Origin of the sequence: Cetobacterium sp. (genome assembly GCF_051658645.1) — a bacterium.
GTDB lineage: Bacteria > Fusobacteriota > Fusobacteriia > Fusobacteriales > Fusobacteriaceae > Cetobacterium_A.
In genome coordinates this window covers 44,065-69,572 of sequence record NZ_JBOFMZ010000044.1, presented here as the reverse complement: position 1 = coordinate 69,572, position 25,508 = coordinate 44,065, and the positions used below count along the sequence as shown (strand labels likewise).

The 25,508-nt window shown below is 27.6% G+C and carries 24 protein-coding genes and 7 tRNA genes; all 31 read left to right on the top strand.

Annotated features, from left to right (window positions below):
- The first annotated feature begins 11 nt into the window (after positions 1-11).
- The 31 genes from ACRCZX_RS04690 (at position 12) to ACRCZX_RS04540 (ending at position 25,504) form a co-directional block, all read left to right on the top strand.
- Positions 12-1,970 carry a penicillin-binding protein gene (locus tag ACRCZX_RS04690; RefSeq protein WP_438581770.1) on the top strand — a complete coding sequence of 653 codons (1,959 nt, stop codon included), beginning with the start codon at positions 12-14 and terminating at the stop codon, positions 1,968-1,970.
- A 9-nt stretch (positions 1,971-1,979) separates the two neighbouring features.
- Positions 1,980-4,262, top strand: a complete 2,283-nt coding sequence (gene priA / locus ACRCZX_RS04685; RefSeq protein WP_438581769.1) for a replication restart helicase PriA — start codon at positions 1,980-1,982, stop codon at positions 4,260-4,262.
- A gap of 40 nt (positions 4,263-4,302) precedes the next feature.
- A complete protein-coding gene (gene def / locus ACRCZX_RS04680) occupies positions 4,303-4,806 on the top strand; it encodes a peptide deformylase (protein WP_438581768.1) in 504 nt (167 codons plus the stop codon).
- Complete coding sequence (locus tag ACRCZX_RS04675; protein WP_438581767.1) at positions 4,806-5,075, top strand: septum formation initiator family protein; 270 nt, start codon at positions 4,806-4,808, stop codon at positions 5,073-5,075. Before def ends, ACRCZX_RS04675 begins: the two co-directional genes overlap by 1 nt.
- Before the next feature lie 9 nt (positions 5,076-5,084).
- The gene (gene glpX, locus ACRCZX_RS04670) at positions 5,085-6,110 is read left to right on the top strand and encodes a class II fructose-bisphosphatase (RefSeq protein ID WP_438581766.1); all 1,026 of its coding nucleotides are present in this window, start codon (positions 5,085-5,087) and stop codon (positions 6,108-6,110) included.
- A gap of 55 nt (positions 6,111-6,165) precedes the next feature.
- On the top strand, positions 6,166-6,657 hold the full coding sequence (locus ACRCZX_RS04665) for a hypothetical protein (RefSeq protein WP_438581765.1): 492 nt from the start codon (positions 6,166-6,168) through the stop codon (positions 6,655-6,657).
- Positions 6,658-6,675: 18 nt separating this feature from the next.
- Positions 6,676-8,181: a glycoside hydrolase family 10 protein gene (locus tag ACRCZX_RS04660; protein ID WP_438581764.1), complete on the top strand. Its 1,506-nt coding sequence runs from the start codon at positions 6,676-6,678 to the stop codon at positions 8,179-8,181.
- Positions 8,182-8,242: 61 nt separating this feature from the next.
- Positions 8,243-8,318 (top strand) — tRNA-Gly (locus ACRCZX_RS04655).
- 8 nt (positions 8,319-8,326) lie between these two features.
- Positions 8,327-8,402: transfer RNA gene (locus ACRCZX_RS04650), tRNA-Lys, on the top strand.
- Between the two features lie 7 nt (positions 8,403-8,409).
- Positions 8,410-8,484, top strand: a tRNA-Glu gene (locus tag ACRCZX_RS04645).
- A 2-nt stretch (positions 8,485-8,486) separates the two neighbouring features.
- Positions 8,487-8,562 (top strand) — tRNA-Val (locus ACRCZX_RS04640).
- 13 nt (positions 8,563-8,575) lie between these two features.
- Positions 8,576-8,652 (top strand) — tRNA-Asp (locus ACRCZX_RS04635).
- A gap of 22 nt (positions 8,653-8,674) precedes the next feature.
- A tRNA-Thr gene (locus tag ACRCZX_RS04630) sits at positions 8,675-8,750 on the top strand.
- A gap of 2 nt (positions 8,751-8,752) precedes the next feature.
- Positions 8,753-8,835 (top strand) — tRNA-Leu (locus ACRCZX_RS04625).
- Positions 8,836-8,962: 127 nt separating this feature from the next.
- Positions 8,963-9,823: a hypothetical protein gene (locus tag ACRCZX_RS04620; protein WP_438581763.1), complete on the top strand. Its 861-nt coding sequence runs from the start codon at positions 8,963-8,965 to the stop codon at positions 9,821-9,823.
- Positions 9,747-10,325, top strand: coding sequence for a Maf family protein (locus ACRCZX_RS04615; RefSeq protein WP_438581762.1), 579 nt, complete (start codon positions 9,747-9,749; stop codon positions 10,323-10,325). Before ACRCZX_RS04620 ends, ACRCZX_RS04615 begins: the two co-directional genes overlap by 77 nt.
- 21 nt (positions 10,326-10,346) lie before the next feature.
- Complete coding sequence (locus tag ACRCZX_RS04610) at positions 10,347-11,393, top strand: rod shape-determining protein (protein WP_438581761.1); 1,047 nt, start codon at positions 10,347-10,349, stop codon at positions 11,391-11,393.
- Between the two features lie 11 nt (positions 11,394-11,404).
- Positions 11,405-12,913, top strand: coding sequence for a hypothetical protein (locus ACRCZX_RS04605; RefSeq protein ID WP_438581760.1), 1,509 nt, complete (start codon positions 11,405-11,407; stop codon positions 12,911-12,913).
- Between the two features lie 14 nt (positions 12,914-12,927).
- A complete protein-coding gene (gene scpB / locus ACRCZX_RS04600) occupies positions 12,928-13,461 on the top strand; it encodes an SMC-Scp complex subunit ScpB (RefSeq protein ID WP_438581864.1) in 534 nt (177 codons plus the stop codon).
- A complete protein-coding gene (locus tag ACRCZX_RS04595; RefSeq protein ID WP_438581863.1) occupies positions 13,448-14,152 on the top strand; it encodes a pseudouridine synthase in 705 nt (234 codons plus the stop codon). The genes scpB and ACRCZX_RS04595 overlap by 14 nt, the downstream gene beginning before the upstream one ends.
- 19 nt (positions 14,153-14,171) lie before the next feature.
- Positions 14,172-14,462: an Asp-tRNA(Asn)/Glu-tRNA(Gln) amidotransferase subunit GatC gene (gatC, locus tag ACRCZX_RS04590; RefSeq protein ID WP_438581759.1), complete on the top strand. Its 291-nt coding sequence runs from the start codon at positions 14,172-14,174 to the stop codon at positions 14,460-14,462.
- A gap of 19 nt (positions 14,463-14,481) precedes the next feature.
- Positions 14,482-15,927: an Asp-tRNA(Asn)/Glu-tRNA(Gln) amidotransferase subunit GatA gene (gene gatA / locus ACRCZX_RS04585; protein ID WP_438581758.1), complete on the top strand. Its 1,446-nt coding sequence runs from the start codon at positions 14,482-14,484 to the stop codon at positions 15,925-15,927.
- Positions 15,927-17,372, top strand: coding sequence for an Asp-tRNA(Asn)/Glu-tRNA(Gln) amidotransferase subunit GatB (gene gatB / locus ACRCZX_RS04580; protein ID WP_438581757.1), 1,446 nt, complete (start codon positions 15,927-15,929; stop codon positions 17,370-17,372). Before gatA ends, gatB begins: the two co-directional genes overlap by 1 nt.
- A gap of 10 nt (positions 17,373-17,382) precedes the next feature.
- A complete protein-coding gene (locus ACRCZX_RS04575; RefSeq protein WP_438581756.1) occupies positions 17,383-18,567 on the top strand; it encodes a L,D-transpeptidase family protein in 1,185 nt (394 codons plus the stop codon).
- A gap of 104 nt (positions 18,568-18,671) precedes the next feature.
- Positions 18,672-19,547: a lysophospholipid acyltransferase family protein gene (locus tag ACRCZX_RS04570; RefSeq protein WP_438581755.1), complete on the top strand. Its 876-nt coding sequence runs from the start codon at positions 18,672-18,674 to the stop codon at positions 19,545-19,547.
- Positions 19,548-19,559: 12 nt separating this feature from the next.
- Entirely contained in the window at positions 19,560-20,255 is a 696-nt protein-coding gene (locus tag ACRCZX_RS04565; protein WP_438581754.1) for a 5'-methylthioadenosine/adenosylhomocysteine nucleosidase, read from the top strand.
- A gap of 27 nt (positions 20,256-20,282) precedes the next feature.
- The gene (locus ACRCZX_RS04560; RefSeq protein ID WP_438581753.1) at positions 20,283-21,527 is read left to right on the top strand and encodes a bifunctional folylpolyglutamate synthase/dihydrofolate synthase; all 1,245 of its coding nucleotides are present in this window, start codon (positions 20,283-20,285) and stop codon (positions 21,525-21,527) included.
- On the top strand, positions 21,517-21,705 hold the full coding sequence (locus ACRCZX_RS04555) for a hypothetical protein (RefSeq protein ID WP_438581752.1): 189 nt from the start codon (positions 21,517-21,519) through the stop codon (positions 21,703-21,705). Before ACRCZX_RS04560 ends, ACRCZX_RS04555 begins: the two co-directional genes overlap by 11 nt.
- Before the next feature lie 9 nt (positions 21,706-21,714).
- A complete protein-coding gene (gene hprK, locus ACRCZX_RS04550) occupies positions 21,715-23,643 on the top strand; it encodes an HPr(Ser) kinase/phosphatase (RefSeq protein WP_438581751.1) in 1,929 nt (642 codons plus the stop codon).
- 17 nt (positions 23,644-23,660) lie between these two features.
- On the top strand, positions 23,661-24,563 hold the full coding sequence (locus ACRCZX_RS04545) for a YitT family protein (protein ID WP_438581750.1): 903 nt from the start codon (positions 23,661-23,663) through the stop codon (positions 24,561-24,563).
- Positions 24,554-25,504, top strand: coding sequence for a DHH family phosphoesterase (locus tag ACRCZX_RS04540; RefSeq protein ID WP_438581862.1), 951 nt, complete (start codon positions 24,554-24,556; stop codon positions 25,502-25,504). Before ACRCZX_RS04545 ends, ACRCZX_RS04540 begins: the two co-directional genes overlap by 10 nt.
- The last annotated feature ends 4 nt before the right edge of the window (positions 25,505-25,508 follow it).

The window sequence follows — 25,508 nt, the reverse complement described above, 5'->3', positions numbered from 1 at the left end:
AAAAAATAAAAATGAAAAATAATTTTATTTTAAGATCATTTATAGTATCAGATGTTATTTTATTTTGTTTTTTTATATTGATGTTTAGAATGATTCAAATACAACTTTTTGATTCTGAAAATTATAAAGAAGCAATTAATAAACAGGTTAATATTGAAAGAAAAGAAGGTGGACAAAGAGGTAATATTTATGATTCAAAAGGAAAGGGATTAGCTTATAGCATAAATATGTACGAATTATCTGTAGATCCTAAAAGGTTTATAAAGTCAGAAGAAGCTCCTAAAGTTTTAAAAGAACTTGTAAATAAAAAATATGTAAAAGAAAATTATAAACCATTATTAAACGCTATAAATAAATTAGGTAAAGATGAAAGAATTTACAAAAGACTAAATCGAAATATAGATGATGTAGAAAAAAAAGAGATTGAAGATATTTTAGAAAATTATAAAATAAAAGGAAAAAATATTATATTTTTAAATGGAAGAAAAGAAAGACGTTATTATAAACCAGATCAGTACTTCTTTTTAGTAGGAAATATTGGGTTTAAAAAAACAAGTGAAAAAGAAGGAATATTTGGAATTGAACTTTTTTATGAAAAATATTTGAAAGGGGATAAATCTTCGAAGATAGTACCAAGTATAAGAAGCTTAGGAATTGGATTGCCAACAGCAGGAGCTGGATCAAAGGTTAATTTAGATGGAATGGATATTCATTTAACAATAGACAATGATCTACAGTATATACTAAATGATGAAATGGAAAAGCAATTCAAGAAAACAAATTCAGAAGAAGCTCATGCAATTATGATGGATCCAAATACTGGAAAAATTTTGGCTACTTCATTTTTTAGAAAAAATAAGAAAAATGTAGCTAACCCAGTATTTCAATCACAACTTGAGCCAGGCTCAATATTTAAACCGTTAATAATTGCAGCAGCACTACAAGAAAAAAAAATCAAAAGATATACAAACTTTGATATAGGCGACGGAACAATAACAAAATATAAACATACAATTAGAGAGAGTAGCAGAAGTATGAAAGGAATTATAACAACAGAGGAAGTTTTAAAAAAATCAAGTAATGTAGGAATGGTTTTGATAGGTGATAAATTTACAAATGAAGAATTTGATAAATATCTAGAAAAATATGGAATGTATGATAGAACAGGAGTAGATTATCCTTATGAAAAAAAGACAAGAAGAGAAGCAGTTAAAAGTTGGAATGGATTAAAAAAAAGTACAATGTCATTTGGTCAAGGTATTGCAGTTACTCCAGTACAAATGATTACAGCATTTTCCTCTGTAATAAATGGGGGGATACTCTACAAACCTTATATAGTAGATCATATAACAGATAAAGATGGGATGATAATCAGAAGAAATTTACCTACAGCAAAACAGAAAATTTTAGATGAGGTAGTTTCTAAAGAGATGAGAAGTATGTTAGAATTAGCAGTATTAGAAGGTACAGTAAAAAAAGCACATGTAGATGATTATAGAATTGGTGGAAAAACAGGAACCGCTCAATATAGTGAAAACGGAAGATATGTAAAGCATGAATATCTTTCATCAGTTATGGGTTTTTTTCCTGTAGATAAACCTCAATATATACTTTTAGCAATGTTTTTCAAGCCACAAGGAGATGTTTTATATGATAAGTTTGGAGGAACAGCAGCAGCACCTGTTTTGGGAGAAGTTGTAAAAAGAGTTACTAAAGTAAAAAATATACATTCACAAAAAGTAGAAAATATAAAAATAACTAGCAAAAAAACGTTGAGAAGTATTGAAAATAATGAAGAGTTATTTTTAATGCCAGATTTAAAAGGATTAAGTGCTCGAGAGGTAATTGAAATATTTAAAGGTAGTAGTATAGAATTGGAAATAACTGGAACAGGAGTAGTGTTGACACAGAGTTTAGAAGCCCACAAAGAGCTATTAAATGTAAAAAAAATAAAAATTAAATTAAATTAGGAGAAAGTAATGAGATATTTTAGTGTCTACATAGAAAAGACAAACGATTTCTATACTTATGCGAGTGATGATAAAAATATAGGTATTGGAGACAGGGTATTAATATCTTTTAGAAATAGAGATAAAGTTGGCTTGATTGTAGAAGAAGAAACTTTGAAAGAATATTCTTTCAAAGTTTTAAAAATAAAGAGAAAAATGCACGAAGAGTTAAGTTTTTCAAAAAGTTTTATAAAGCTTTTAATTTGGATAAAAGACTATTATATGAGTCCTTTTGAACAAGTTTTCTCAACAGCTGTTCCAGCTGGAATAAAAATTAAATATGAAGATGTTTATAGAGTTAAGAATATAGAAGATGTTTTAATTCGAGATGAATTATTAGAATATTTTTTTCAAAAATTGAAAACAAGAAAAAAAGCATTGGTTGATAGATTTTCAAAAGATAAATTAAAAGAGTTTGAAGAAAAAGGATACTTAAAAAAAACAGATGAATGGTACACTTTAACAAGTGATGTATGCAAAGATGAATTAGAATTAATTCAGTATTTTCAGAATAGAGGAGAAGTTGGAAAAGCAACATTGAATAAAAAATTTGATAAAAAAATAATAGAGAAAAATTTAAAAGAAGAAACTTTAATATTTGAAAGAAAAATAAAAACATTTGATGAAAATAAATTAAAAAGAGAGAGTGAGATAGAAAAAATACAAGAGGATACAGAATTAAATCCAGAGCAACAGAAAATAAAAGATGGAATTGAAAATTCAAACAAGAAACATTTTTTAATTAGAGGGGTAACTGGTTCAGGAAAAACAGAGATATATATTCAATTAATAAAAAGAGCTTTAGAAAGAGGTAATGGTTCTATATTTTTGGTTCCTGAAATATCTTTAACTCCTCAAATGGTGAAAAGATTTAAAATTGAGTTTGGAGAGGGAGTAGCAATTCTACATAGCAGATTATCAAATGTTGATAGGGCAAAAGAATGGTATAGTATTTATGTAGGAGATAAAAAAATAGTTTTAGGAGTTAGGTCAGCTATTTTTGCTCCAGTAAAAAACTTGGAGTATATAATAGTAGATGAAGAACATGAAAATAGTTATAAACAAGACTCTACTCCAAGATATAATGCTAAATATGTAGCAATAAAAAAAGCTGAACTAGAGAATGCAAAGGTTGTTTTAGGATCAGCTACTCCGGCAATAGAAAGTTACTATTATGGAAAAAAAGGGATATTTAAATTGTTTGAAATTGATGGAAGATATAATGATGCACAATTACCTAAAATTGAAATTATAGATATGAAAGAAGAAGAAGATACTTTCTTTAGTGAAGTTCTTTTAAATGAAATAAGAGCAACATTATTAAAAAAAGAGCAAATAATTTTACTTTTAAATAGAAAGGGTTATTCTACTTTAATTCAATGTCAAGACTGTGGATATATGGAAGAGTGTGAACATTGTTCAATAAAGATGAATTACTATGCTAGTAATAGTAGTTTAAAATGTAATTATTGTGGAGTATCTAAAAGGTTTGTTGGGAAATGTTCAAAATGTGGAAGTAAAAAACTTTCTTTTAGCGGACGCGGAGTAGAAAGAATAGAGGAAGAGTTAAGAAAAAGGTTTCCAGTAAATATAATAAGGGTAGATGGAGAAGTTTCTAAAGAGAAGAATTTCTACGAAAATATGTATAATGATTTTTTAGATGGAAAATATGATATTATGGTTGGAACTCAGATGATATCTAGAGGTCTACATTTTCCAAATGTAACATTGGTAGGAGTTATAAATGCAGATACAATAATGAGTATACCTGATTTTAGATCAGGAGAGAGAACTTACCAAATGATAACTCAAGTAGCTGGAAGAGCTGGAAGAGGAGAAAAAAAAGGTAAAGTGATAATTCAAACATATCAGCCAGAGAACTATATAATTGAAAAAATTCAAGAAAATAGTTATATAAATTTTTATAAAAAAGAAATAGAAAAAAGAGAGATACTTTTTTATCCGCCTTTCTCTAAAATAATAAATATAGGAATTTCATCTGAAGAAGAAAAAGGATTAGAAGAGTATTGTGATCTTGTATTTAAGTCAATAGAAAATAATAGTGTTGAGTTGTATGGGCCTATGAAATCTTTGGTATATAAGGTTAAAGGGCGGTATAGATATAATATTTTCATAAAAGGAAGTAGGAATAATATAAATTTATATAAAAAAGAATTAGAAGAAAAAATAAAAAAAGTTGAAAATAAAAAATATAGAGTAATTGTTGATATAGACCCTATTAACCTAATATGATATAATACATATTAGGTAAAAAGAGATGTGGAGGAAAAGTATGGTATATGAAATCAAAATATATGGAAATGAATCTTTAAGAACTATGGCAGAGCCTGTTCAGGAAATTACCCCAGAGATACTTGAGGTTCTAAATAATATGGTAGAAACTATGCATAATGTAAATGGAGTGGGTCTTGCAGCTCCTCAAGTAGGTATAGCTAAAAGAATGTTTGTTATCGATATTGGAGATGGGATTGTAAGAAAAATTATAAATCCAGAACTTATAGAATTATCAGACATTATTGAAAATGAAGAAGAGGGATGTCTAAGTGTACCTGGAATTTATAAAGCAGTAAAAAGATCAGTTACAGTTAAAATAAAATATTTAAATGAAAAAGGTGAAGAAGTAATAGAAGAAGGAACAGATTTATTAGGAAGAGCATTCCAACACGAATATGATCATTTAGAAGGGATTTTATTTGTAGATAAAATATCACCAGTTGCTAAAAGAATGGTTTCTAAAAAATTACAACTTTTAAAGAAGGAATTCGGTAAAAACTAATGAAAAATTTATTTTTAATAGTTCCATTAGCTATACATTTTGCATTTTTAGGGCAAAATATTTTTAGATCCTTTGTAAAGATTGATAAACTAAAAATAGAACAAGAGATAAAGTTAAAGCACCAAAAAGAGATTGAAAGCTTAGTCCTTAAATATGATAATATGATTAAGGATATAAATAATCCATTTTACAGAGAGAAAGTAGCTAGGAATCAACTTCAAATGGTTTTGCCAGGAGAAAAAATTTATAGATTGATTGAAACAAAGTAGGAGGAAGAAATGAAAAGAGAGTTAGCTTTAGAGTTTGCTAGAGTAACAGAAGCAGCAGCCTTAGCCGCTTACAAATGGGTTGGAAGAGGAGATAAGAATGCAGCAGATCAAGCAGCAGTAGATGCTATGAGAACTGTGCTGAACGGAATAAAGATTCAAGGGGAAATTGTAATAGGAGAGGGAGAGATCGATGAAGCTCCAATGCTATTTATAGGAGAAAAAGTTGGTTTAGAGACTATCGATAAAGATAGATATTCGAAAGTTGATATTGCTGTAGACCCTGTTGAGGGAACAAGAATGACTGCTCAAGGTCAAGCTAATGCAATAGCAGTTTTAGCAGTAGGAAATAAAGGAAGTTTTTTAAAAGCTCCAGATATGTATATGGAAAAATTAATTGTTGGACCAGAAGCAAAAGGTGTTATTGACTTGTCTAAACCATTAATGGAAAACATAAATAATATATGTATTGCTTTAAAAAAACCTTTAAATGAGCTTACTGTTGTTATATTGGATAAGCCCAGACATAAAGAAATTATAAAAGACTTACAAGATTTAAATATAAAAGTTTATGCACTTCCAGATGGAGATGTTGCAGGATCAATTTTAACATCAGTTGTAGATTCAGAAGTAGATGTTTTATATGGAATTGGTGGAGCCCCAGAAGGAGTTATTTCAGCAGCTGTAATAAAAGCTTTAGGTGGAGATATGCAAGCTAGATTAAAATTGAGAAGTGAAGTTAAGGGTGTTTCTTTAGAAAATGACAAAATTTCAGCTTATGAAAAATCTAGATGTGAAGAAATGGGACTTAGAGTAGGAGATGTTTTAAAGTTAGATGATCTTGTAAAAGATGATGAAGTTATTTTTTCAGCAACAGGAATAACAAGTGGAGATCTTTTAGAAGGTGTAAAGAGAAAAGGAAATATAGCTAGAACTCAAACTTTAGTAATTAGAGGGAAAAGTAAGACGGTAAGATATATAAATGCTGTTCACAACTTAGATTATAAACCTGAAGGTATAATGGAATTAGTAAAATAAATAAATAGAAAAGTAGAGATTTATCTCTACTTTTCTTCTTTAACAAGGAGGTAACATGTTTTTTTTTGATGACTTTATAAAAAAAATAGCAAAAACAAAGATAGAGTTTAAACCAGTTAGAAAATATTCTTTAGAAAGTAAAAAACTAATTATGTGGTTAGGAACAGGATTTCCACTTATATTAATTGGAATACTTCAAGGATATATAGGATATATAAAAGGATTTAGCATTCCATATTTAGCAATAGCAGGAGTATTATTATTTTTAGGATTAAAACATTTAAAAAAAATATTTATGTATAAGATAGTTTTAGATTGTGAAAAGAAAAAAATAATAGGTCAGGGATTAGATTTAGCTTTTGATGATATTGAAACTTGTGTTTTAAAAGAAGATGTTGTAGGAAAAGGAAATAAATTACAAGTTATTGTTAGAATAATTACAAAAGATAAAAGAGAGATTATAGTTCCACTTATAATGGGGAAAAAAATAGAATTTATTTGTACTTTAAGAGATGAATTGAAAGAAAAGTTTTCAATGGTAAAATAAATTACTAAAGGAGATTTCATGAAAAAATCAGTTTTTTTTATTTTTTTATTTTTGATAAGTTTATCAGTTGAATGTTCAAAAATTAGTGATAGAGAATTTAGAGGTGTATGGATAGCTACTGTAGACAATATAAATTGGCCTTCTAAACAGGGATTGACAATAGCTGAACAGAAAAATGAATTTATAGAGATATTAGATGAAATTAAAGATTTAAATATGAATGCTGTTATTATGCAAGTTAGACCAACAGCTGATAGATTTTATAAAAAAGTTAAAAGTGAACCATGGTCGAAATATATAACAGGAGAGTTGGGAAAAGATCCTGGTTATGATCCTTTAGAATTTTTTATAGAAGAAGCACACAAAAGAAATATAGAATTTCATGCATGGTTTAATCCTTATAGAATAACTTTAAAAAAAGGAGAAGTTCTTTCAAGTGAGCATATAGCTAAAAAAAATTCAGATTGGGTAATAGAATATGATAAAAAACTTTATTATGATCCAGGAAATCCAAAAGCAAGAGAATTTACTGAAGATGTTATAGTGGATGTTGTTAAAAATTATGATATAGATGCAGTTCATATGGACGACTATTTTTATCCATATCCAGTTCTAGATAATAATAAAAAAATAATTCCTTTTGAAGATAATAAAACTTATAATTTGTATGGAAAAGGAATAACTAGAGAAGACTGGAGAAGAAAGAATACAGATATTTTTGTAAAAGAATTATCTACAAAAATAAAAAAAGCTAAGCCATATGTAAAATTTGGAATAAGTCCATTTGGTGTATGGAGAAATAATGATAAAGATCCTACAGGATCTGCAACAAGAGCAGGAGCTGAGAATTATGATACTTTATATGCCAACACAAGAAAATGGATAAAAAATGAATGGATTGATTATATTGTCCCACAAATATATTGGGATTTTGATTTGAAAGTAGCTCAATATGATATTTTAGTTGATTGGTGGAAAAATGAAGTCAAAGATAGTAATGTAAATCTTTATATAGGCCATGCAGCTTATAAATTAGATACAACAAAAGCTTGGAAAAATGAATTTGAATTGATTAATCAAATAAAATATAATAGAAAAACGAAGGGTATAGATGGAAGTGTATTCTTTGGATTTGATAAATTACAAAAAAATATATTAAATATAAAAACTAATTTAAAAAAAGAGGTATACCAAAATCAAATCTTACCTCCTACAACTCCATGGATAGATAAAGTTGCACCAAAAATGATAACAAATTTAGTTGGAAAGGTTACAAAAGAAGGTATTCTTTTAACTTGGGATGATCCTGCAAGTAATTATTCCAATTATTATGCTATCTATAGAAGTCTAGATAAAGATTTTGAAAAAGTAGAATCAAAGTATTTACTTGCAACTGTGAAAAGAAAATATGGATTAAAATTTTTAGATAAATCAGTGGAAAATAATAAAAAATACTATTATAAAATAACACCAGTTGATAAACTTCACAATGAAGGAATAGCAAAAGAAAAAATAATTTTTTAAAAAATAAAAAAAGTTTGTTGACAAACTACAGAAGTTATGGTACTATATATTTGTAAGTGATGCGGGAGTAGCTCAGTTGGTAGAGCGTCAGCCTTCCAAGCTGAATGTCGCGAGTTCGACCCTCGTCTCCCGCTCCATACAAATTGCGTTATTAGCTCAGATGGTAGAGCACACGACTTTTAATCGTGTTGTCACTGGTTCGAGCCCAGTATGACGCACCATTTATTTGCCCCGTTCGTTCAACGGTTAGGACAATAGATTTTCACTCTATAGACAGGGGTTCGATTCCCCTACGGGGTACCATTGGAAGCATAGCTCAGTTGGGAGAGCACCTGCCTTACAAGCAGGGGGTCACTGGTTCAAGTCCAGTTGTTTCCACCATATACAACTTAATGGGGGTGTAGCTCAGTTGGTTAGAGCGCATGCCTGTCACGCATGAGGTCGCGAGTTCGACCCTCGTCACTCCCGCCATTAATTTAAAAATAGAATAAAAGCCGCTTTAGCTCACCTGGTAGAGCAACTGACTTGTAATCAGTAGGTAATTGGTTCGACTCCGATAAGCGGCACCACTGCGAGGGTGGCGGAATTGGCAGACGCACCAGACTTAGGATCTGGCGTTTCGACGTGAGGGTTCAAGTCCCTCTTCTCGCACCATTTTATAGAATTCAACAGTAGACTTTAAATAAGTCTACTTTTTTTTTATTCAAATCTTAATTGCTTGAAAACTCTATATCTCTATGGTACAATAATATGAAAAAAAAATTAATAAAAAGGTGTTCAAATGAAAAAGATAAGAATGTTATTTAATTTTAAAATTATATACACTATTTTTTTGACTTACTTTTTTTTAGGATATTTTTATCCTAATTTTTTACAAATAAACGATGTTTACTTATATTTATTTCAATATTTAGGAATATATGAAAAAATGTTGTGGATATTTTTAATAGCTTATGGTTTTTCTATGTTTATGAAGAACCCAGAAAAAAAAATTGTTTTAAAAATAAGACTGTTTTTTCTGGTGATCTTAGGAGTAGCCACAGGGTACCTTTATTTATTACAAAGCTTAAAAGAATTAAATGAGTCGTCATTAAAAGCTATTCAAGACTTTGTAATTGAAGTTGGATTGTTGAATATAAACTTAGGATATATTGAATTGTATACATTTTTAAAGATTTTTCCACAGATTAGAACAGATATATTTTTATGGGTTTTAATTTTTATAATTTTTATATCTTTATTCATGGTTTGTGGAAAAATAATAACAGCAACAATTTTATCAATAATAAATTTCTTTAAGAGAAAAATTTCTAAAGCAAAAGAAAGTAAAAGATTAAAAAGAGATAAAATTAGAATTCAAAAACAAGCTAAGTTGGAAAAAGAAATATATGATGAAATTTGTAATATTCAAAAAATATATAAAGAAAAAGATGAAATGAAACAAATTGTAGAAAAAAAAGAAAAAAGGTTAGAAGAAAATCTATCTAAAGCTCAACAGAATTTTGAAATTGTTAAAACTGAAGAGAAAAATAATTTAGAAGATAAAGAAAGGAAAGAGTCTAAAAATGATATTAGCATCGAAATCTCCGAGAAGGAAAGAGATATTACAGCAACTGGGATTTCAGTTGAACATAAAGACTAAAGATATAGAAGAAATAAGTGATAAACTTTTGATTGTTGATCAAATAAAAGATATATCAACGAAAAAAGTAATGGCTGTTGCAAAAGAAAATAAAAGTGAATACGTTGTTGGTGCTGATACTGTTGTCGAGTTGGAAGGAGTAATATTTGGAAAACCAAAATCTAGGCAAGATGCAAGAATGATGCTAGAAGCTCTTTCTGGAAAAGCTCATAGAGTTATAACTGCATATACTCTTATAAATTTAGAGAAAAATATAAATATAACCAAATCTGTTGAAAGTATTGTTTATTTTAAAAATATTAGTGATGAAGAGATAAAGTGGTATATAGAGAGTGGCGAACCAATGGATAAAGCAGGATCTTATGGCATTCAAGGGTTGGGATCTATTTTTGTAGACAAGATAGATGGAGATTTCTTTGCAATTATGGGGTTTCCAATAAATCATTTTATAAAAACTTTAAACGATTTAGAAATAACGGTAGAAAGTTTAGATAAAATATAAATCAATTTAAGGAGAGTTATAATGAAAAAAATGTTTGGAAAAATTTTGGGAATATTTTCAGATGATTTAGGAATAGATTTAGGAACTTCAAACACTTTAATATGTGTAAAAAATAAAGGTATCATAATGAATGCACCATCAGTTGTAGCTATTAATACTAAAACAAAAGAAATTTTTGAAGTTGGTGATAAAGCAAAACAAATGATTGGAAGAACTCCTCACACAGTAGAAGCTATCAGACCCCTTAAAAATGGAGTTATTGCAGATTATGAAATAACAGAAAAAATGTTAAGGGAGTTCTATAAAATTGTAAATAGAGGAAAAACATTATCAAGCCCAAGAGTAATAATATGTGTTCCTGCAGGAGTAACTCAAGTTGAAAAAAGAGCAGTTATGGATGTTACAAGAGAAGCAGGTGCAAGAGAAGCATATTTAATTGAAGAACCAATGGCTGCTGCTATAGGAATTGGATTAAATATATTTGAACCAGAAGGAAATATGGTGGTGGATATCGGTGGTGGAACTACTGAGATAGGAGTAATATCTTTAGCAGGAATAGTAAAGACATCATCATTAAAAATGGCTGGAGATAAGTTTGATTCATTAATCATAGATTATATAAGACAAAAACATAACTTGTTTATAGGAGAAAAAACAGCTGAAGAAATTAAAATAGCTGTTGGAGCTGTAATAGATTTAGAAGAAGATATTTTTATAGAAATAAGTGGAAGAAATGCATTAAGCGGATTACCAAAGAATGTAAAAGTTTATTCATCAGAGATAGCGGAAGCATTAGAAGAAGCTATGGTACTCATTATAGAAGAGATAAAAGGAATACTTGAAAAAACACCACCAGAATTATCATCTGATATAAAAAGAAAAGGAATCTATTTAGCTGGTGGCGGAGCTCTTTTAAGAGGTGTGGACAAGAGAATATCTGAAAGCTTAAGTTTAGAGGTAACTATTGCGGAGGATCCTTTAAATGCTGTTGTAAATGGTATTCAACAACTTTTAAAAGAATTTGATAGATACAAGAGGGTTTTAATTTCACCAGAAAGTGATTATTAAAAAGAGTAATTATGAAAAAAAAACTATTTTTATTTCTATTTTTATATTCATTATTGAGAGCAGACTATCTCATCACTAACGGTGAGATAGCTCTTTTTTATGATGTCCAAAATAATATTTTAAAAAATGTAAGAGATAAAAAAATTGAAAAAGATATATTATCAAATTTACAAATACTTTTAATTAAAGATTATAAAGTGTATAGAGCAAAAAAATATTATGCAGAAACAAAGTTTTTAAATGGTAAAAATATTTTTCATATAAAGTATTATATAGAAAATGAAATATTAGAGGTTTATATTGTACTTTCGAATGAACAAAAAAATAGTATATACATATATACTAATTTAAATAAGTTAACTTGGAAAGCACCTTATGATTTGGTCTACAAATTTTCAGTTTTAAATTTAGAAGGAAATATACAAAATAAAGATGGGTATTATAAATATGATAATTTAAATATTTTAAAAAATGATAGTTCTAAATTAATTGTTTCTACTGAACAAAATTTTGAAGATTTTAAAGTTAAGTATTTAGAAACATCTTTAAAAAAAGAGTTGGATGAAAGAATCTATTTAGTAAAAAATATAAAAAACAAAGTGGATGGAGATTTTTTAAATATTATTTTAGAAAAAGAGTCTCCAAGATTTATGAATTTAACATTCGAAGAGGTATTATCTAAAGAAATTGAATTCTGGGATAGTTTTGATAAAAAATATGAATTTTTAAGAAGAAATGTAGTTAATCAAATAAAAAATTTTTACCTTATTTCTACGAGTAATTATGCTCAAAATAGTTTGAATATGAACATGAGTAGAGTAAACTATATAAGGCAATTGAAAGTACTACATTTAAATGCTATATTAAATAGAACAGAAAAAATTCCAAATTTTAATTTTAATAAAGAAGATAATATTCAGAATATTTATTCCTACTATTATTATTTTAAAATATTAGAATTAAAAAATAAAAAAATAAGTACAGAATTAATAGCTAAAAATTCTAAGTTAATAACAAATGACATTCTTGAAATTTATAAAAGTATAATTAATAAAGAAGGAGAATGGTTAGAAAGTTCTGTTATATTTTATAGATTTCTATTAGACGTAGAAAAATATAATCTAATTTTTTTAGATTTTGAAAGTTTAGAAAAAATGAAAAGTGAGATTCAAAATGTAGTAAAAAAAGAAGTGATTAATTCTTCTGGAAATCTAAAAAACAATGAATATATAAAATATTTAGATGTTTTATCAACTGCTGAGCAAGAAAAAATTATAAAAAATGAATTGAAAAAAATAAATAATAATTCATTTTATTTATTAGAAAGTCCTACAGGTGTAGATATAACAGCAAATTTAAACTTGGCTTTATTATTGTATAAAAATAATTTTGTAGTAGAAAGTGATAAAATATTCTATAATATAGATTACTTCGTTAATCTTAATGATATTTATTCTAAGCTCGATTTAGAAGAAATATTCTCATATTTATTAAATATTCATTATAGGGGATTAATATGAAAATGAACGATATAATAGGAATTAAAGAACATATTGAGTCAATACTTTTATTAGGTGGAGATGAAATAAAAATAAGAGATTTAAGCAAGTTTTTTTCAATAACTGTGGAAAAGATTTTAGATTTATTAGAAGAATTGAAAAAAGAGCGTTTTAATACTGGAGTAAATTTAGAGATAGATCAAGAGGTTGTACGTTTAATAACAAACCCAAGATGCGGTGAAATAGTAAACATGTACTTTAAACAGGATATAAAGCCCAAAAAATTATCGAATGCAGGATTAGAAACACTATCAATAATAGCTTATCGTCAACCTGTAACTAAAAGTGAAATAGAAGCAGTTAGAGGAGTTTCAACGGATAGAGTTATTCAAACACTAGAAGAAAGAAAATTTGTATGTGTTTGTGGAAAAAAGGAATCAATAGGAAAACCAAACTTATATGAAGTGACAGATAAGTTTTTAGGATACCTAGGAATATCAACGGTAGATGAGTTGCCACAATATGAAATAATGAAGGAGAAATTAAATGGAACCAATGAGAATAAATAAGTACCTAGCTCAAAACGGATATGCATCAAGAAGAGAAATAGACAAATTAGTAGAAAATGGAGATATCAAAGTTAATGGACAAGACACTACACCTGGTCAAAAAGTAACTGATGATGATAAAATTTCTATTAAAGGAAAAATATTTGAAAAAGTAAAATCAGAAGATAAAGTTTATTACCTACTACATAAACCAAAAGGTGTTTTAAGTGCTTCAAAAGATGATAGAGGAAGAAAAACTGTTGTAGATTTTATAGATACAAAAGAAAGATTATATCCTATTGGTAGATTAGATTCAGATACAGAAGGAGCTATAATTTTAACAAATGATGGAGATATATTTAATAGAGTTATACATCCAAAAGGTGAAATATACAAAGAGTATTTTGCAATTTTAAAAGGTGAAATAAGAGATAAAGATCTTTCAAGAGTTGCAAAAGGAATTTTACTTGAAGATGGTCAAACATTGCCAGCTAAAACAAAAATATTAAAAAGAGTACAAGGAAGAAGTGAAGTTATAATTTCTATTAGAGAAGGTAAAAATCGTCAAATCAGAAGAATGTTTGATGCTGTAAAACATCCAGTTGTTTATTTAAGAAGAGATGCTATTGGTAAAATAAACTTAGCAGATTTAGAAGTAGGTAAATATAGAAAACTAACAGGACACGAGATAAAATACTTAAAATCACTATAGAAATAAAGGAGGAAAATACATGGCTTTAACAAGAGAAGAAGTTCTAAATGTAGCTAAATTAGCAAGATTGGAATTTAAGGAAGAGGAAATCATAAGATTTCAAGCAGATTTAAATAATATATTAAACTATATAGATGTATTAGCAGAAGTAAATACAGATGATATTGAACCTTTAGTACAAGTTCATGATACTGGAGTTAAATTAAGAGAAGATGTTATAAAAGAATCATTAACATCAGAAGAGGCTATGAAAAATGCCCCAGCTTCAGAACATGGAGCATTAATAGTACCTAAGGTAATTGGAGAATAATTTAATGGAGGATTTATCTGTGGAAAAAATATATAACTTAACAGCTTTTGAAATAAGAGAGAAAATTTTAAATAAAGAGCTTACATCTGAAGAGGTTGTTACAGCAATTTTTAATAGAATAGAAGAAACTGATAAAGAAATTGGAAGTTTTGTATCTTTAAGAAAAGAAAAAGCTTTGTTAGAAGCTAAAGAAGTCGATAGAAAAATAAGATCAGGAGAAAAAGTTGGAAGCTTAGCAGGAGTTCCAATTGCAATAAAAGATAATATGGTATCTATAGGAGAGCCATCTCAATCAGCTTCTAAAATTTTAGAAGGATATGAGGGAATATATGATGCAACTGTTGTAAAAAAATTAAAAGCAGCTGATGCTATTATAATTGGAAAAACAAATATGGATGAGTTTGCAATGGGATCAACAACTACAACATCAGTATATAAACAAACAACAAGAAACCCATGGGATTTAGAAAGAGTTCCAGGAGGAAGTAGTGGTGGAGCAGCAACGTCTGTTGCTGCAAGACAATGTTTTATTTCTTTAGGATCTGATACTGGTGGAAGTATAAGACAACCAGCTTCATTCTGTGGAGTTGTAGGATTAAAACCAACTTATGGAAGAATTTCAAGATATGGATTAATGGCCTTTGCTTCGTCTTTAGATCAAATAGGACCTTTTGCAAAAACAGTTAAAGATATAGCATTAAGCTTAAATGTTATTTCTGGAGCGGATGATTATGATTCAACATCAGAAGAGGTTAAAGTTCCAAATTATTTGGATTATTTAACTGGAGATATTAAAGGAATGAAGATTGGTGTTCCGAAAGAATATTTTATAGAAGGACTAAATCCAGGAGTAAAAAAGGTTGTTGATGAAGCTCTAGAAACTTTTAAATCTTTAGGAGCAGAAATAATTGAAATATCATTACCACACACAAAATATGCAGCTCCAACATATTATGTTTTAGCACCAGCAGAAGCAAGTTCAAACTTAGCTAGATTTGATGGAATTAGGTATGGGCATAGAACAATAGATGCAAACAATATAGATGAATTATACATCAAATCAAGAAGTGAAGGATTTGGAGATGAAGTAAAAAGAAGAATTATGATAGGAACTTATGTTCTAAGTGCTGGATTCGTTGATGCATACTTTAAAAAAGCTCAAAAAGTTAGAAATTTAATAAAAAATGATTTTAATGAAGCTTTTGATAAAGTGGATATTATATTTACTCCAGTAACACCAGGACCTGCTTTTAGATTAGATGAAAAAAAATCACCAGTAGAGTTATATTTAGAAGATATCTTTACAATACCAGCAAACTTAGCTGGCATTCCAGGAATTTCAATTCCAGCTGGAATGACAGAAGGATTACCTGTAGGGATTCAACTGTTAGGTAGAGCATTCGGAGAAAAAGATATCTTAAAAGCTGGAGATGCTTTTGAAAAAGCTATAAAGGAGAGAGTATAATGGCCAAACAATGGGAATCAGTAATAGGACTTGAAGTACACCTTCAATTAAAAACAGGAACAAAAGTATGGTGTGGATGTAATGCAGATTATGACAATTCACCAACAAATACACATACTTGTCCAATATGTTTAGGACATCCAGGAGCATTACCAAAATTAAATAAAAAAGTGGTAGAGTATGCTATAAAAGCAGGATTAGCTTTAAACTGTAATATAAATAATGTAAGTGGTTTTGATAGAAAAAATTATTTTTATCCAGATACACCAAAAAATTATCAAATAACTCAATTTGAAAAACCCTACTGTGAAAAAGGTCATTTAGATGTTAAATTAAATTCTGGTAGAGAGTTAAGAGTTGGAATTACAAGAATTCAAATAGAAGAAGATGCTGGAAAATCTATACATGCTGGCTCAGAGTCACTAATAAACTTTAACAGAGCATCAATGCCTCTTATAGAGATAATATCTGATCCTGATTTAAGAACTTCTGAAGAAGCTTATGAATATTTAAATCTTTTAAAGAGTACAATAAAATATACTGGGATAAGTGATGTCTCAATGGAGTTAGGTTCTTTAAGATGTGATGCAAATATATCTGTAATGGAAAAAGGAAGTAAAGTTTTTGGAACAAGGGTAGAAGTTAAAAATTTAAACTCATTTAAGGCAGTAGCTAGAGCTATTGATTATGAAATTGGAAGACAGATAGATGCTATTGAAAATGGAGAAATAATAAATCAAGAAACAAGACTTTGGGATGATGAATCTCAAGTTACAAGAATAATGAGAAGTAAAGAAGATGCAATGGATTATAGATATTTTGCAGAACCAGATTTACCAAAATTAATCATAAAAGATTCAGAAATTGAAAGAATAAAAGCATTAATGCCTGAATCAAAAACAGCTAAATTAAAAAGATTTGAAGAAAATTATGGTTTACCAAAATATGATGCAAATATATTAACAGACGAAATAGAATTAGCTGATTATTTTGAAAGAGTTGTTTTAATAACTGACAATGCAAAACTTTCTTCAAATTGGATAATGACAGAAGTTTTAAGAGATTTAAAAGAAAGTGGAAAAACAATAGATGAATCTAAAATATCATCTGAAGAATTAGGTAAAATAATTAATCTAATTCAAAAAAATGTAATCTCTTCAAAAATGGCTAAAGAGTTATTTACTATAAAATTAAATGATAGTAGAGATCTTGAAGTTATTGTAAAAGAAGAAGGTATGATTCAGGTTGTTGACTTAGGGGAAATAGAAACGATAGTAGATGAAGTATTAGCTCAAAACCCTAAGATGGTAGAGGACTTTAAAAACTCAGATGAAGGTAGAAAACCTAGAGTTTTAAAGGGGTTAATAGGACAGGTTATGAAGTTATCTAAGGGAAAAGCTAATCCACAGATAGTGACAGATCTAATGGAGTCAAAATTAAAATAGGCGGTTTATAATGAAAAAAAGCAAATTGATCTCTTTAGGGATTATGGTATTTGGACTAACTTTTTTATCACAGCCACTTCATGCAGTTACTAAAATATTGAAAGAAAAGTATGAAAATATAATACCGATGAGTGTTTACGTAAATATAATGAACAATGAAGCAGAACCAGAATATTTAAATTATGCATTTATAAAAAGTGTAGAAGCACCAATAAGACAGGATTCTTCAATATATTCTAAAGAAATTGTAAGGTTTCCATTCAATACAAAATTACAAGTTTTAGAAAAAGTTGAATCAAGTGGAAATGAATGGTATAAGGTAGAGTTAAAAGATAATAATGGAAACAAAGTATATGGATATGTTTCTGCAATGCTTGTAACTTTAAGAAGATTTAGGTTTGATGAAATGAATAATAGAGTTCATAAATTATCACAATTTTTACAAACAGAATCACAAAATGGAAAAGAGTTAGTATCTGTAAATACTTATGTACCTAATCCAAGTAATCAAAATATGAGTAGAGAAAAAGATAAATATGGAGTTTCAGCAGATCAGAATGCAAGAGCAACTTCAAATGGTGAAACTATATTTATACCCGATAGGTCTTTAATGTCTGTTGAATCTACAAAAGGAAATGATGTGTATGTAAATGCACTTTCAATACCAGAAAAATCATTAAAAATTACTAAAAATGCAATAACAAGATACCCTGCTGTAAATGCAAATTTCAGAAAAGTTATAGCAATTGATTTAGATAATGAAAACCAAGGAATATTCCAAAAAAATTCTGATGGAAGATGGGAATTGATATCATACACATTAAATAAAACTGGAATAGAAAGTGCTTTAGGATTTGAAACTCCGAAGGGTTACTTTATAGTACCAGTATTAAAGTATGAAATGGCTTATAGAGATGAGTACAATAATGCTGCAGGTATGGCAAAATATGCAATTCGTTTCTCTGGTGGAGGATATATTCATGGTACACCTGTTAATTTTGAAGAAAATATTAATAGAGATTTTTTCTTAAGAGAAAAAGATGGTTCGTTGGGAACAGTTGAAGGAACAAGAAAATGTATTAGAAATATGGAATCACATATAAAATTCTTGTTTGATTGGGTAACCAATGGTAAAGTTAATAGAAAATCAAATGAACAAAGACCAGATGAAAATGTAATGGTAATAGTATTTTAAAGGTGGGTGAGCACTATGCTCACCCTTTTTGATATGCATAGCATAACTTCTTATTATATGATATAATAAATTTGTTGAAATAAATAGATAAGGTGATAAGGAAAATGTATAGACTTCAGTATTTAATATTTAAAGTTATTCGTCGTATTTTACTTCTATTTTCAGAAAAAACAAGGTTTAAATTTGCTGAAAAATTAGGAATTTTAGGTTATTATCTTATTAAAAAGAGAAGATTAATAGCTTTGGCGAATTTAAAGCTAGCTTTTCCAGATAAGCCATATAATGAAAGAAAAAAAATAGCAATGGAATCATATAAAATAATGGCTAAAGGTTTTATATCATCACTATGGTTTGAAGATTATTTGAAAACAAATGTGAAATTAGAAGACTTTGAAAAGTTAGTTTTGTTGAAAGAAAAAAATAATGGTTTAGCAGTAGCTCTAATTCATATGGGAAATATGGAAGCAAATTTAAAAGCAGGAGAAATTTATGATATTGTAACTGTTGCAAAAGCTCAAAGAAATCCATATATAGACAAATTCATAACAGAAGCTAGAAAAAAATTAAAGATTACTTTGTTAAAAAAATCAAAAAAAACTTCAAGAGAGTTGTTAAAAGAGATTGAAAAACAAAAAGTAATAGCTTTGTTTACAGATCACAGAGATAAAGGAGCAGTTGTTAATTTTTTTGGTGAAGATACTGTTTCTCCAACAGGAATAGTTAATATAGCATTAAAGCATAAGTTGCCGTTAGTTATAGGTTATAATGTTATGCATAGGGATAATACTTGTACAACATTTTTTACAAATGAGATAGAATTAATAAGAACGAGCTCATTTAAAGATGATGTGAAAGTAAATACTCAGTTAGTAATGAATGTGATTGAACAAATAATAAAAAATCATCCAAACCAATGGATGTGGTTTCATGATAGATGGAAATTATATAAAAAATTAAATAAAAACAACATAAAAAGTTAATTAGGAGGAAAGATGTTATTAGGAATAATTGGAGCAATGCATGAAGAGGTAATTGAACTAAAAGAGGTTATGGAATTAATTGAAACTAGTGAAATAGGAGGATACCAATTTTTTAAAGGAACCCTTTTAAATAAAGAGATAGTTTTAGTAGAATGTGGAATAGGAAAAGTAAACGCGGCTATTTGTTCGACATTATTAATTCAAGAATTTTCAGTAGATAAAGTTTTATTTACAGGAGTAGCAGGTGGATTAAATCCAGATATAAATATAGGAGATATAGTTATATCTACAGATTTAATTGAGCATGATTTTGATTGTACTGCTTTTGGTTATGAACAAGGAGTAATTCCAAGAATGGAAAATTCAAAATTTAAAGCAGATTTAGAGCTTATAGATTTAGCAAAAAAAGTAGCTACAGAAAACTTTGGAGAAAATAGAGTTTTTGTTGGAAGAATACTAAGTGGAGATATGTTTGTTGCATCAAATGAAAAGATAAACTGGTTAAGAGAAACATTTATTGGTGAATGTACAGAAATGGAAGGAGCTTCAGTAGCTCATGTATGTCAAATTTTAAATAAACCATTTGTAGTAATAAGATCAATTTCTGATAAAGCAAATCATGATGCAAATATGAATTTTGATGAGTTTGTAAAATTAGCAGCCCAAAATTCTAAAATAATAATAGAAGGAATGCTAAACGCATTATAATTTTATAATTAATAAGGGGGAAATTTTGTGAATATTGAAAAGTTATTAGAAGAGCTATATTCATACTCACTTCATGGAATAAAACTAGGATTAAAAAATATTGACGATATATGTAATGCTATGGGTAATCCTCAAAATAATTATAAAACTATACATGTAGCAGGAACGAATGGAAAAGGTTCTACGTCAACAACAATAGAAACAGTTTTAATAGAATCTGGAAAAAAAGTAGGGAAATACACTTCACCTCATATTCTTAAATTTAATGAAAGAATATCTGTAGATGGAAAAGAAATTACAGATGAGGAAATTGCATATTACTATTCTTATATAAAAAATGTAGTTAAGGAGTTAGAAATAACTCCTACATTTTTTGAAATGACAACAGCTATGATGTTTAAATATTTTTCAGATAAAGAAATTGAATATGCAATAATAGAAGTAGGTATGGGTGGAAAATTTGATGCTACTAACATAATTAAAAGTGATATATGCGTTATAACAAATGTTAGTTTAGATCATACAGATTTTTTAGGAAAAACAATATATGAAATAGCAGGAGAAAAAGCTGGAATAATAAAAAAAAATTCAAAAGTTATAGTAGGAAGTTGTAATCCTTATTTTATAAAAGCTATTGAAGATAAAACTAAAATATATATAAATGTCATAGAGAAATATAAAGATATAAACTATAGTTTAGATTTTAATAATTATAAAACTATTATTGAAATAGAAAATAAAATATATAATTTTTCTTTATTTGGTGATTATCAATACAAGAATTTTTTATGTGCATTTGAAGTATTAAAACAATTAAATATTTCAACAGATATTATAAAAAAAGGAATAGAAAAAGTAAAGTGGCAGTGTAGATTCGAAGTTGTTCCTATAGATAATAAAATTTTAATATTAGATGGAGCTCATAATGAAGATGGCATGAAAACTCTTTGTGAAACACTGAAATGTGGTTATAAAAAAAATGAAATTGTAGCGGTTGTTTCTATTTTGAAAGACAAAGATTCCAATAAAATATTAAAACTTTTAGAAAATAATGTAGATGAAATTATATTTACTTCTTTAATTGAAAATCTAAGAGGCCAAAGTGCTTTAGAGCTTTATAGTTCGTCAAAAATTATAAAAAAGAATTATAAAGAAGATATTTTAGAAGCTTATCAATTAGCAAAAAAACACTCAGGAAAAGTAATTTTATTTTGTGGATCATTTTATCTATTGAGTAAATTTAAAAAGGAAGTATTTTTAAATGAAAAGTAAGTTTTTTTTTAAAATTATAATAATAGTTTTAACAATAGTTTTGAGTTATTATTTATATAATCAAATTATAATATTAAAATCTGAATATATAAAAAGAGAAAATCAGAAAAAAATATTTTTAGAAAAAATAGAGGAAACTTATAAACAAAGAAACGAAGATTTTTATAAACAAAAGTAGGGGAGTAAGATGGAAAGAATAAGAATGAGAAGATTTCCAAATATAAAAGACCTGTCAAAGATTTTAGATTTAGTTCCATTGTTAGAAGTAAATATGGAAATAGAAATAAAAACACAAAGTATTTATAGAGCTGGTTATGAATTAATTGGTTTTTTTTGTGATGGTGAAGAGCTAGAAACAAATATAAACGTTTTAGGAAGAAAAGAGCTTAATTATTTAGAAAAAATGGATAAAATACAAAGAAATGAAATATTACAGAAGTATTTGAGCTATTCATTTCCAGTTTTAGTAGTGACAACAGAAAATGAAATTGTTCAAGAGATTATAGAAATAGCAAAGAAATATAATAAACCAGTATTAAAATCTAATAACAAGACAATTGAATTTATAAGAAATGCTAAATTTTATTTACAAAAAGTCTTAGCAACAGAGATTTTAATTGATAATTGTATATTGTTAGATATCTATGGGGTTGGAATATTATTAAAAGGTTATGAAGATGCTAGATTAGGTGCAACAGTTGAATTGTTAGAAAGAGGCCATAAGTTTATAACAGATACAAAGTTAAAAATTCAAAATATAGCAAATAGATTTATTTTAGGATCAAATACATCAGATAAAGAGAATGGGGATAGCAATTTTTATCTTTTTGGAAAAGATGGTAATGATATAAATGTGACAACTCATTTTGGAATTAAGAGTACAAAAAAAGAAAAAAAGATAACACTTTTGATTGAATTAGAGAAATGGGATGAAAAAAAATTTTATGATAGACTTGGATTAGATGAGGTTTATGAAGAATTTATTGGATTTAAACTACCTAAAGTCACAGTTCCTGTTAGAAAAGGAAGAAATCTTGCGATAATAATAGAAACAGCAGCAATTAATTATAGATTGAAAAAAACAGGTGTTAATTCAGCAGAATATTTTTGGAAAGAATCGAAAAAAATGATAGAAGAAAACAAAGAAAATAAAAAGAGAGGTTTAGTTGTGAACGATAAGACAAGTATGCCAGTTAGATATATAAAATCTAGATTTAATTTGAATGTTTTAAATGGAGAGGAATATTTAGATATAAAAAATATTACAACGACAGGTGTTTATAGACCTTCTTTAGCATTAACAGGATATTTTGATATATCTAATGATGAAGGGTACAAAGGTTTACAACTATTCACAGATACGGAATTTAAATACTTAGATAGTATCTCAATTGATAGTAGAGATAAAAATTTGGATAGATATTTAGAAGATGAATTTCCAGCGATTATAGTTTCAGGAGTAAAAAATATTCCTGATTATTTTTTAGAAAAAATAAGACAAAATAAAATGATTTTGTTAGAAACAAAACTAGAGAAGCCGAGTTATGTAGTAGCTACTTTTAGTGCATATCTAGAAAATTATTTTGCACCATCAATTTCATTACATGGAGTTTTTGTTGAATTATATGGTTTTGGTGTTCTACTTACAGGGAAAAGTGGAATAGGGAAAAGTGAAACAGCATTAGAATTAATACATAGAGGACATAGATTGATTGCAGATGACTCTGTAAAATTTGAAAAAGGTATTGTAGGAGATATAACAGGAAGAGCCTCAAAACTACCGTATTTTATGGAAATTAGGGGATTAGGAATAATAGATATAAAAGCTTTATATGGTGTTGGAGCAGTAAGAATAAGTAAAAGACTAGATGTAATAATAGAATTACAAGAATTAAAAAGCGAGGATTATTTAACTGCAATGGATTATCAAGAATCTACAGAAACACTTTTGGGGAATGAAATTTCTAAAATAAAATTGTATATATCTTCTGGAAGAAATGCTGCAGCAATGGTTGAAATAGCCGTGATGAATTTGATGGCAAAAAGAATGGGATATAATTCTGAAGAAGTTTATTTAAAAGAGTTAAAGAATAAACAAAGTATAGAAAACAATTAAAAATTGTGGGGGTTAAATTGAAAAGAAAAAAACTTAAAGTTTTAATAGAATATATTTATATCTATATAGGAACTTTGATAGCATCGATAGGTATTAAAGCTTTTTTAGTTCCATCTAATTTAGCTCCAGGAGGAGCAACAGGTCTTGCGATTTTAATTAATTATGTAACAGGAATTTCGGTAGGAGCATTAGTTTTCACTATAAATATTCCACTGTTTTTAATAGGAATAAAAATATTTGGAAAATCTTATGGCTTTAAAACTTTAGCTGGAATTTCATTTTTATCTTTGAATATTGAGTTAGTTAGAATTTTTTTACCTCAAATAGATAAAGTGGTAGATTTCACAAATTCAAGTAATATCTTATTGGGAACTCTTTATGGTGGAGTATTAATGGGAGTAGGTATTGGAACAGTAATTAAAAATGGTGGTACAACTGGTGGAAGTGATATTATTTCAGGAATAGTAAATAAATTCTTTAAAATACCTATAGGGCAAGCACTAATAATAATAGATTCAATTGTTGTACTTTTAGCAGCATATATATTTGGTATAGAAAAAGCATTATATGCTCTTATAAATTTGTATACAACAGGAATAGTGATAAATAAGATGATAAATGGATTGGGGAATGCTAAAATGGCATATATAGTTACAACAGAAGTTGAAAAAGTTAGAAAAATAATAGTTGAAGATTTAGGAAAAACAGGAAACTATTATAAAGCAGAAGGACTTTATTCAAAAGAAAATAGAAATGTTGTAACAACTGTTTTGAAAAATCGAGAAATTTTCTTATTAAAAGATTTAATTACAGAAGTTGATAAAGAAGCTTTCGTAGTAATTTCAGATGTTTATGATGTTGTAGGAAGAGGTTATACATTTGATAAAGAGAGTAGTAAAAAAGAGGAGAGATTAAGTTGATAATAAAAGTTAAAGAAAAAATAGAAAAAAGTAAAAATATAATTATAGCGGGACATATAAATCCAGATGGTGATACAGTAGGAGCAGGATTAGCTCTTTTACTTGGATTAGAAAAAAAATATCCAGAAAAAAAAATAGAATTTGTTTTACAAGATAGTATACCGAAAAACATTTCTTTTTTAAAAGGATCTGAAAAAATAAAGAAAATAGAAGAGGTAATAAATCCTAATTATGATTTAGCTATCCTTGTAGATTCTGCTACAATTGATAGAGTTGGAACAGTATTTAACTTGGTAGAAGATGTTTTTAAAATAAATATAGATCATCATATTAGTAATTCTAAATATGGTGATATAAATATAGTTAAAGAAATATCTTCTACGTCAGAGATGATGTATACAATTTTAAAAGAACTAGATGTTGAGATGACCTTAGAGATGTGTGAAGCGATTTATTTAGGATTAGTAAATGATACTGGTAATTTTGCTCATAGTAATGTTACAGATAAGACATTTTTAGTTGCATCAGAGTTGATGGCATTAGGAGTCAACAACAATAAAATTGTAAATGAATTTTTTAAGACAAAATCTTTTGAAAAGATGAAAGTTTTAGGTACTGCTTTAAGTGAAATGGTATTCGTAGAAAATAAAAAATTAATGTATTTTAATCTTTCGGCAAAAAAGTTAAAATCTTTAAATGCTGTAAAAGATGATACTGAAGGTGTTGTTGAAGAACTTATTAATTATAGTGGAAGTGAAGTTTCTTTATTTTTAAGAGAAGATGAAAATGGAAAAATAAAAGGAAGTTTAAGAAGTAAATATAATGCTGATGTTAATAAAATAGCAGCTCTTTTTGGTGGTGGAGGTCATATAAAAGCAGCAGGTTTTACAAGTGAGTTATCAGTGGATGAAATTATAAAAAAAGTAGTAGAAAATTTATAAATAG

Coding starts and splice junctions, on each gene's coding strand:
- def (WP_438581768.1), top strand. CDS start 4,303: ATGGTATATGAAATCAAAATATATGGAAATGAATCTTTAAGAACTATG.
- ACRCZX_RS04605 (WP_438581760.1), top strand. CDS start 11,405: ATGAAAAAAAAACTATTTTTATTTCTATTTTTATATTCATTATTGAGA.
- ACRCZX_RS04660 (WP_438581764.1), top strand. CDS start 6,676: ATGAAAAAATCAGTTTTTTTTATTTTTTTATTTTTGATAAGTTTATCA.
- gatB (WP_438581757.1), top strand. CDS start 15,927: ATGGCCAAACAATGGGAATCAGTAATAGGACTTGAAGTACACCTTCAA.
- ACRCZX_RS04565 (WP_438581754.1), top strand. CDS start 19,560: ATGTTATTAGGAATAATTGGAGCAATGCATGAAGAGGTAATTGAACTA.
- ACRCZX_RS04575 (WP_438581756.1), top strand. CDS start 17,383: ATGAAAAAAAGCAAATTGATCTCTTTAGGGATTATGGTATTTGGACTA.
- ACRCZX_RS04595 (WP_438581863.1), top strand. CDS start 13,448: ATGAGAATAAATAAGTACCTAGCTCAAAACGGATATGCATCAAGAAGA.
- gatC (WP_438581759.1), top strand. CDS start 14,172: ATGGCTTTAACAAGAGAAGAAGTTCTAAATGTAGCTAAATTAGCAAGA.
- ACRCZX_RS04570 (WP_438581755.1), top strand. CDS start 18,672: ATGTATAGACTTCAGTATTTAATATTTAAAGTTATTCGTCGTATTTTA.
- ACRCZX_RS04675 (WP_438581767.1), top strand. CDS start 4,806: ATGAAAAATTTATTTTTAATAGTTCCATTAGCTATACATTTTGCATTT.
- glpX (WP_438581766.1), top strand. CDS start 5,085: ATGAAAAGAGAGTTAGCTTTAGAGTTTGCTAGAGTAACAGAAGCAGCA.
- ACRCZX_RS04620 (WP_438581763.1), top strand. CDS start 8,963: ATGAAAAAGATAAGAATGTTATTTAATTTTAAAATTATATACACTATT.
- priA (WP_438581769.1), top strand. CDS start 1,980: ATGAGATATTTTAGTGTCTACATAGAAAAGACAAACGATTTCTATACT.
- ACRCZX_RS04615 (WP_438581762.1), top strand. CDS start 9,747: ATGATATTAGCATCGAAATCTCCGAGAAGGAAAGAGATATTACAGCAA.
- ACRCZX_RS04610 (WP_438581761.1), top strand. CDS start 10,347: ATGAAAAAAATGTTTGGAAAAATTTTGGGAATATTTTCAGATGATTTA.
- ACRCZX_RS04665 (WP_438581765.1), top strand. CDS start 6,166: ATGTTTTTTTTTGATGACTTTATAAAAAAAATAGCAAAAACAAAGATA.
- hprK (WP_438581751.1), top strand. CDS start 21,715: ATGGAAAGAATAAGAATGAGAAGATTTCCAAATATAAAAGACCTGTCA.
- ACRCZX_RS04690 (WP_438581770.1), top strand. CDS start 12: ATGAAAAATAATTTTATTTTAAGATCATTTATAGTATCAGATGTTATT.
- ACRCZX_RS04555 (WP_438581752.1), top strand. CDS start 21,517: ATGAAAAGTAAGTTTTTTTTTAAAATTATAATAATAGTTTTAACAATA.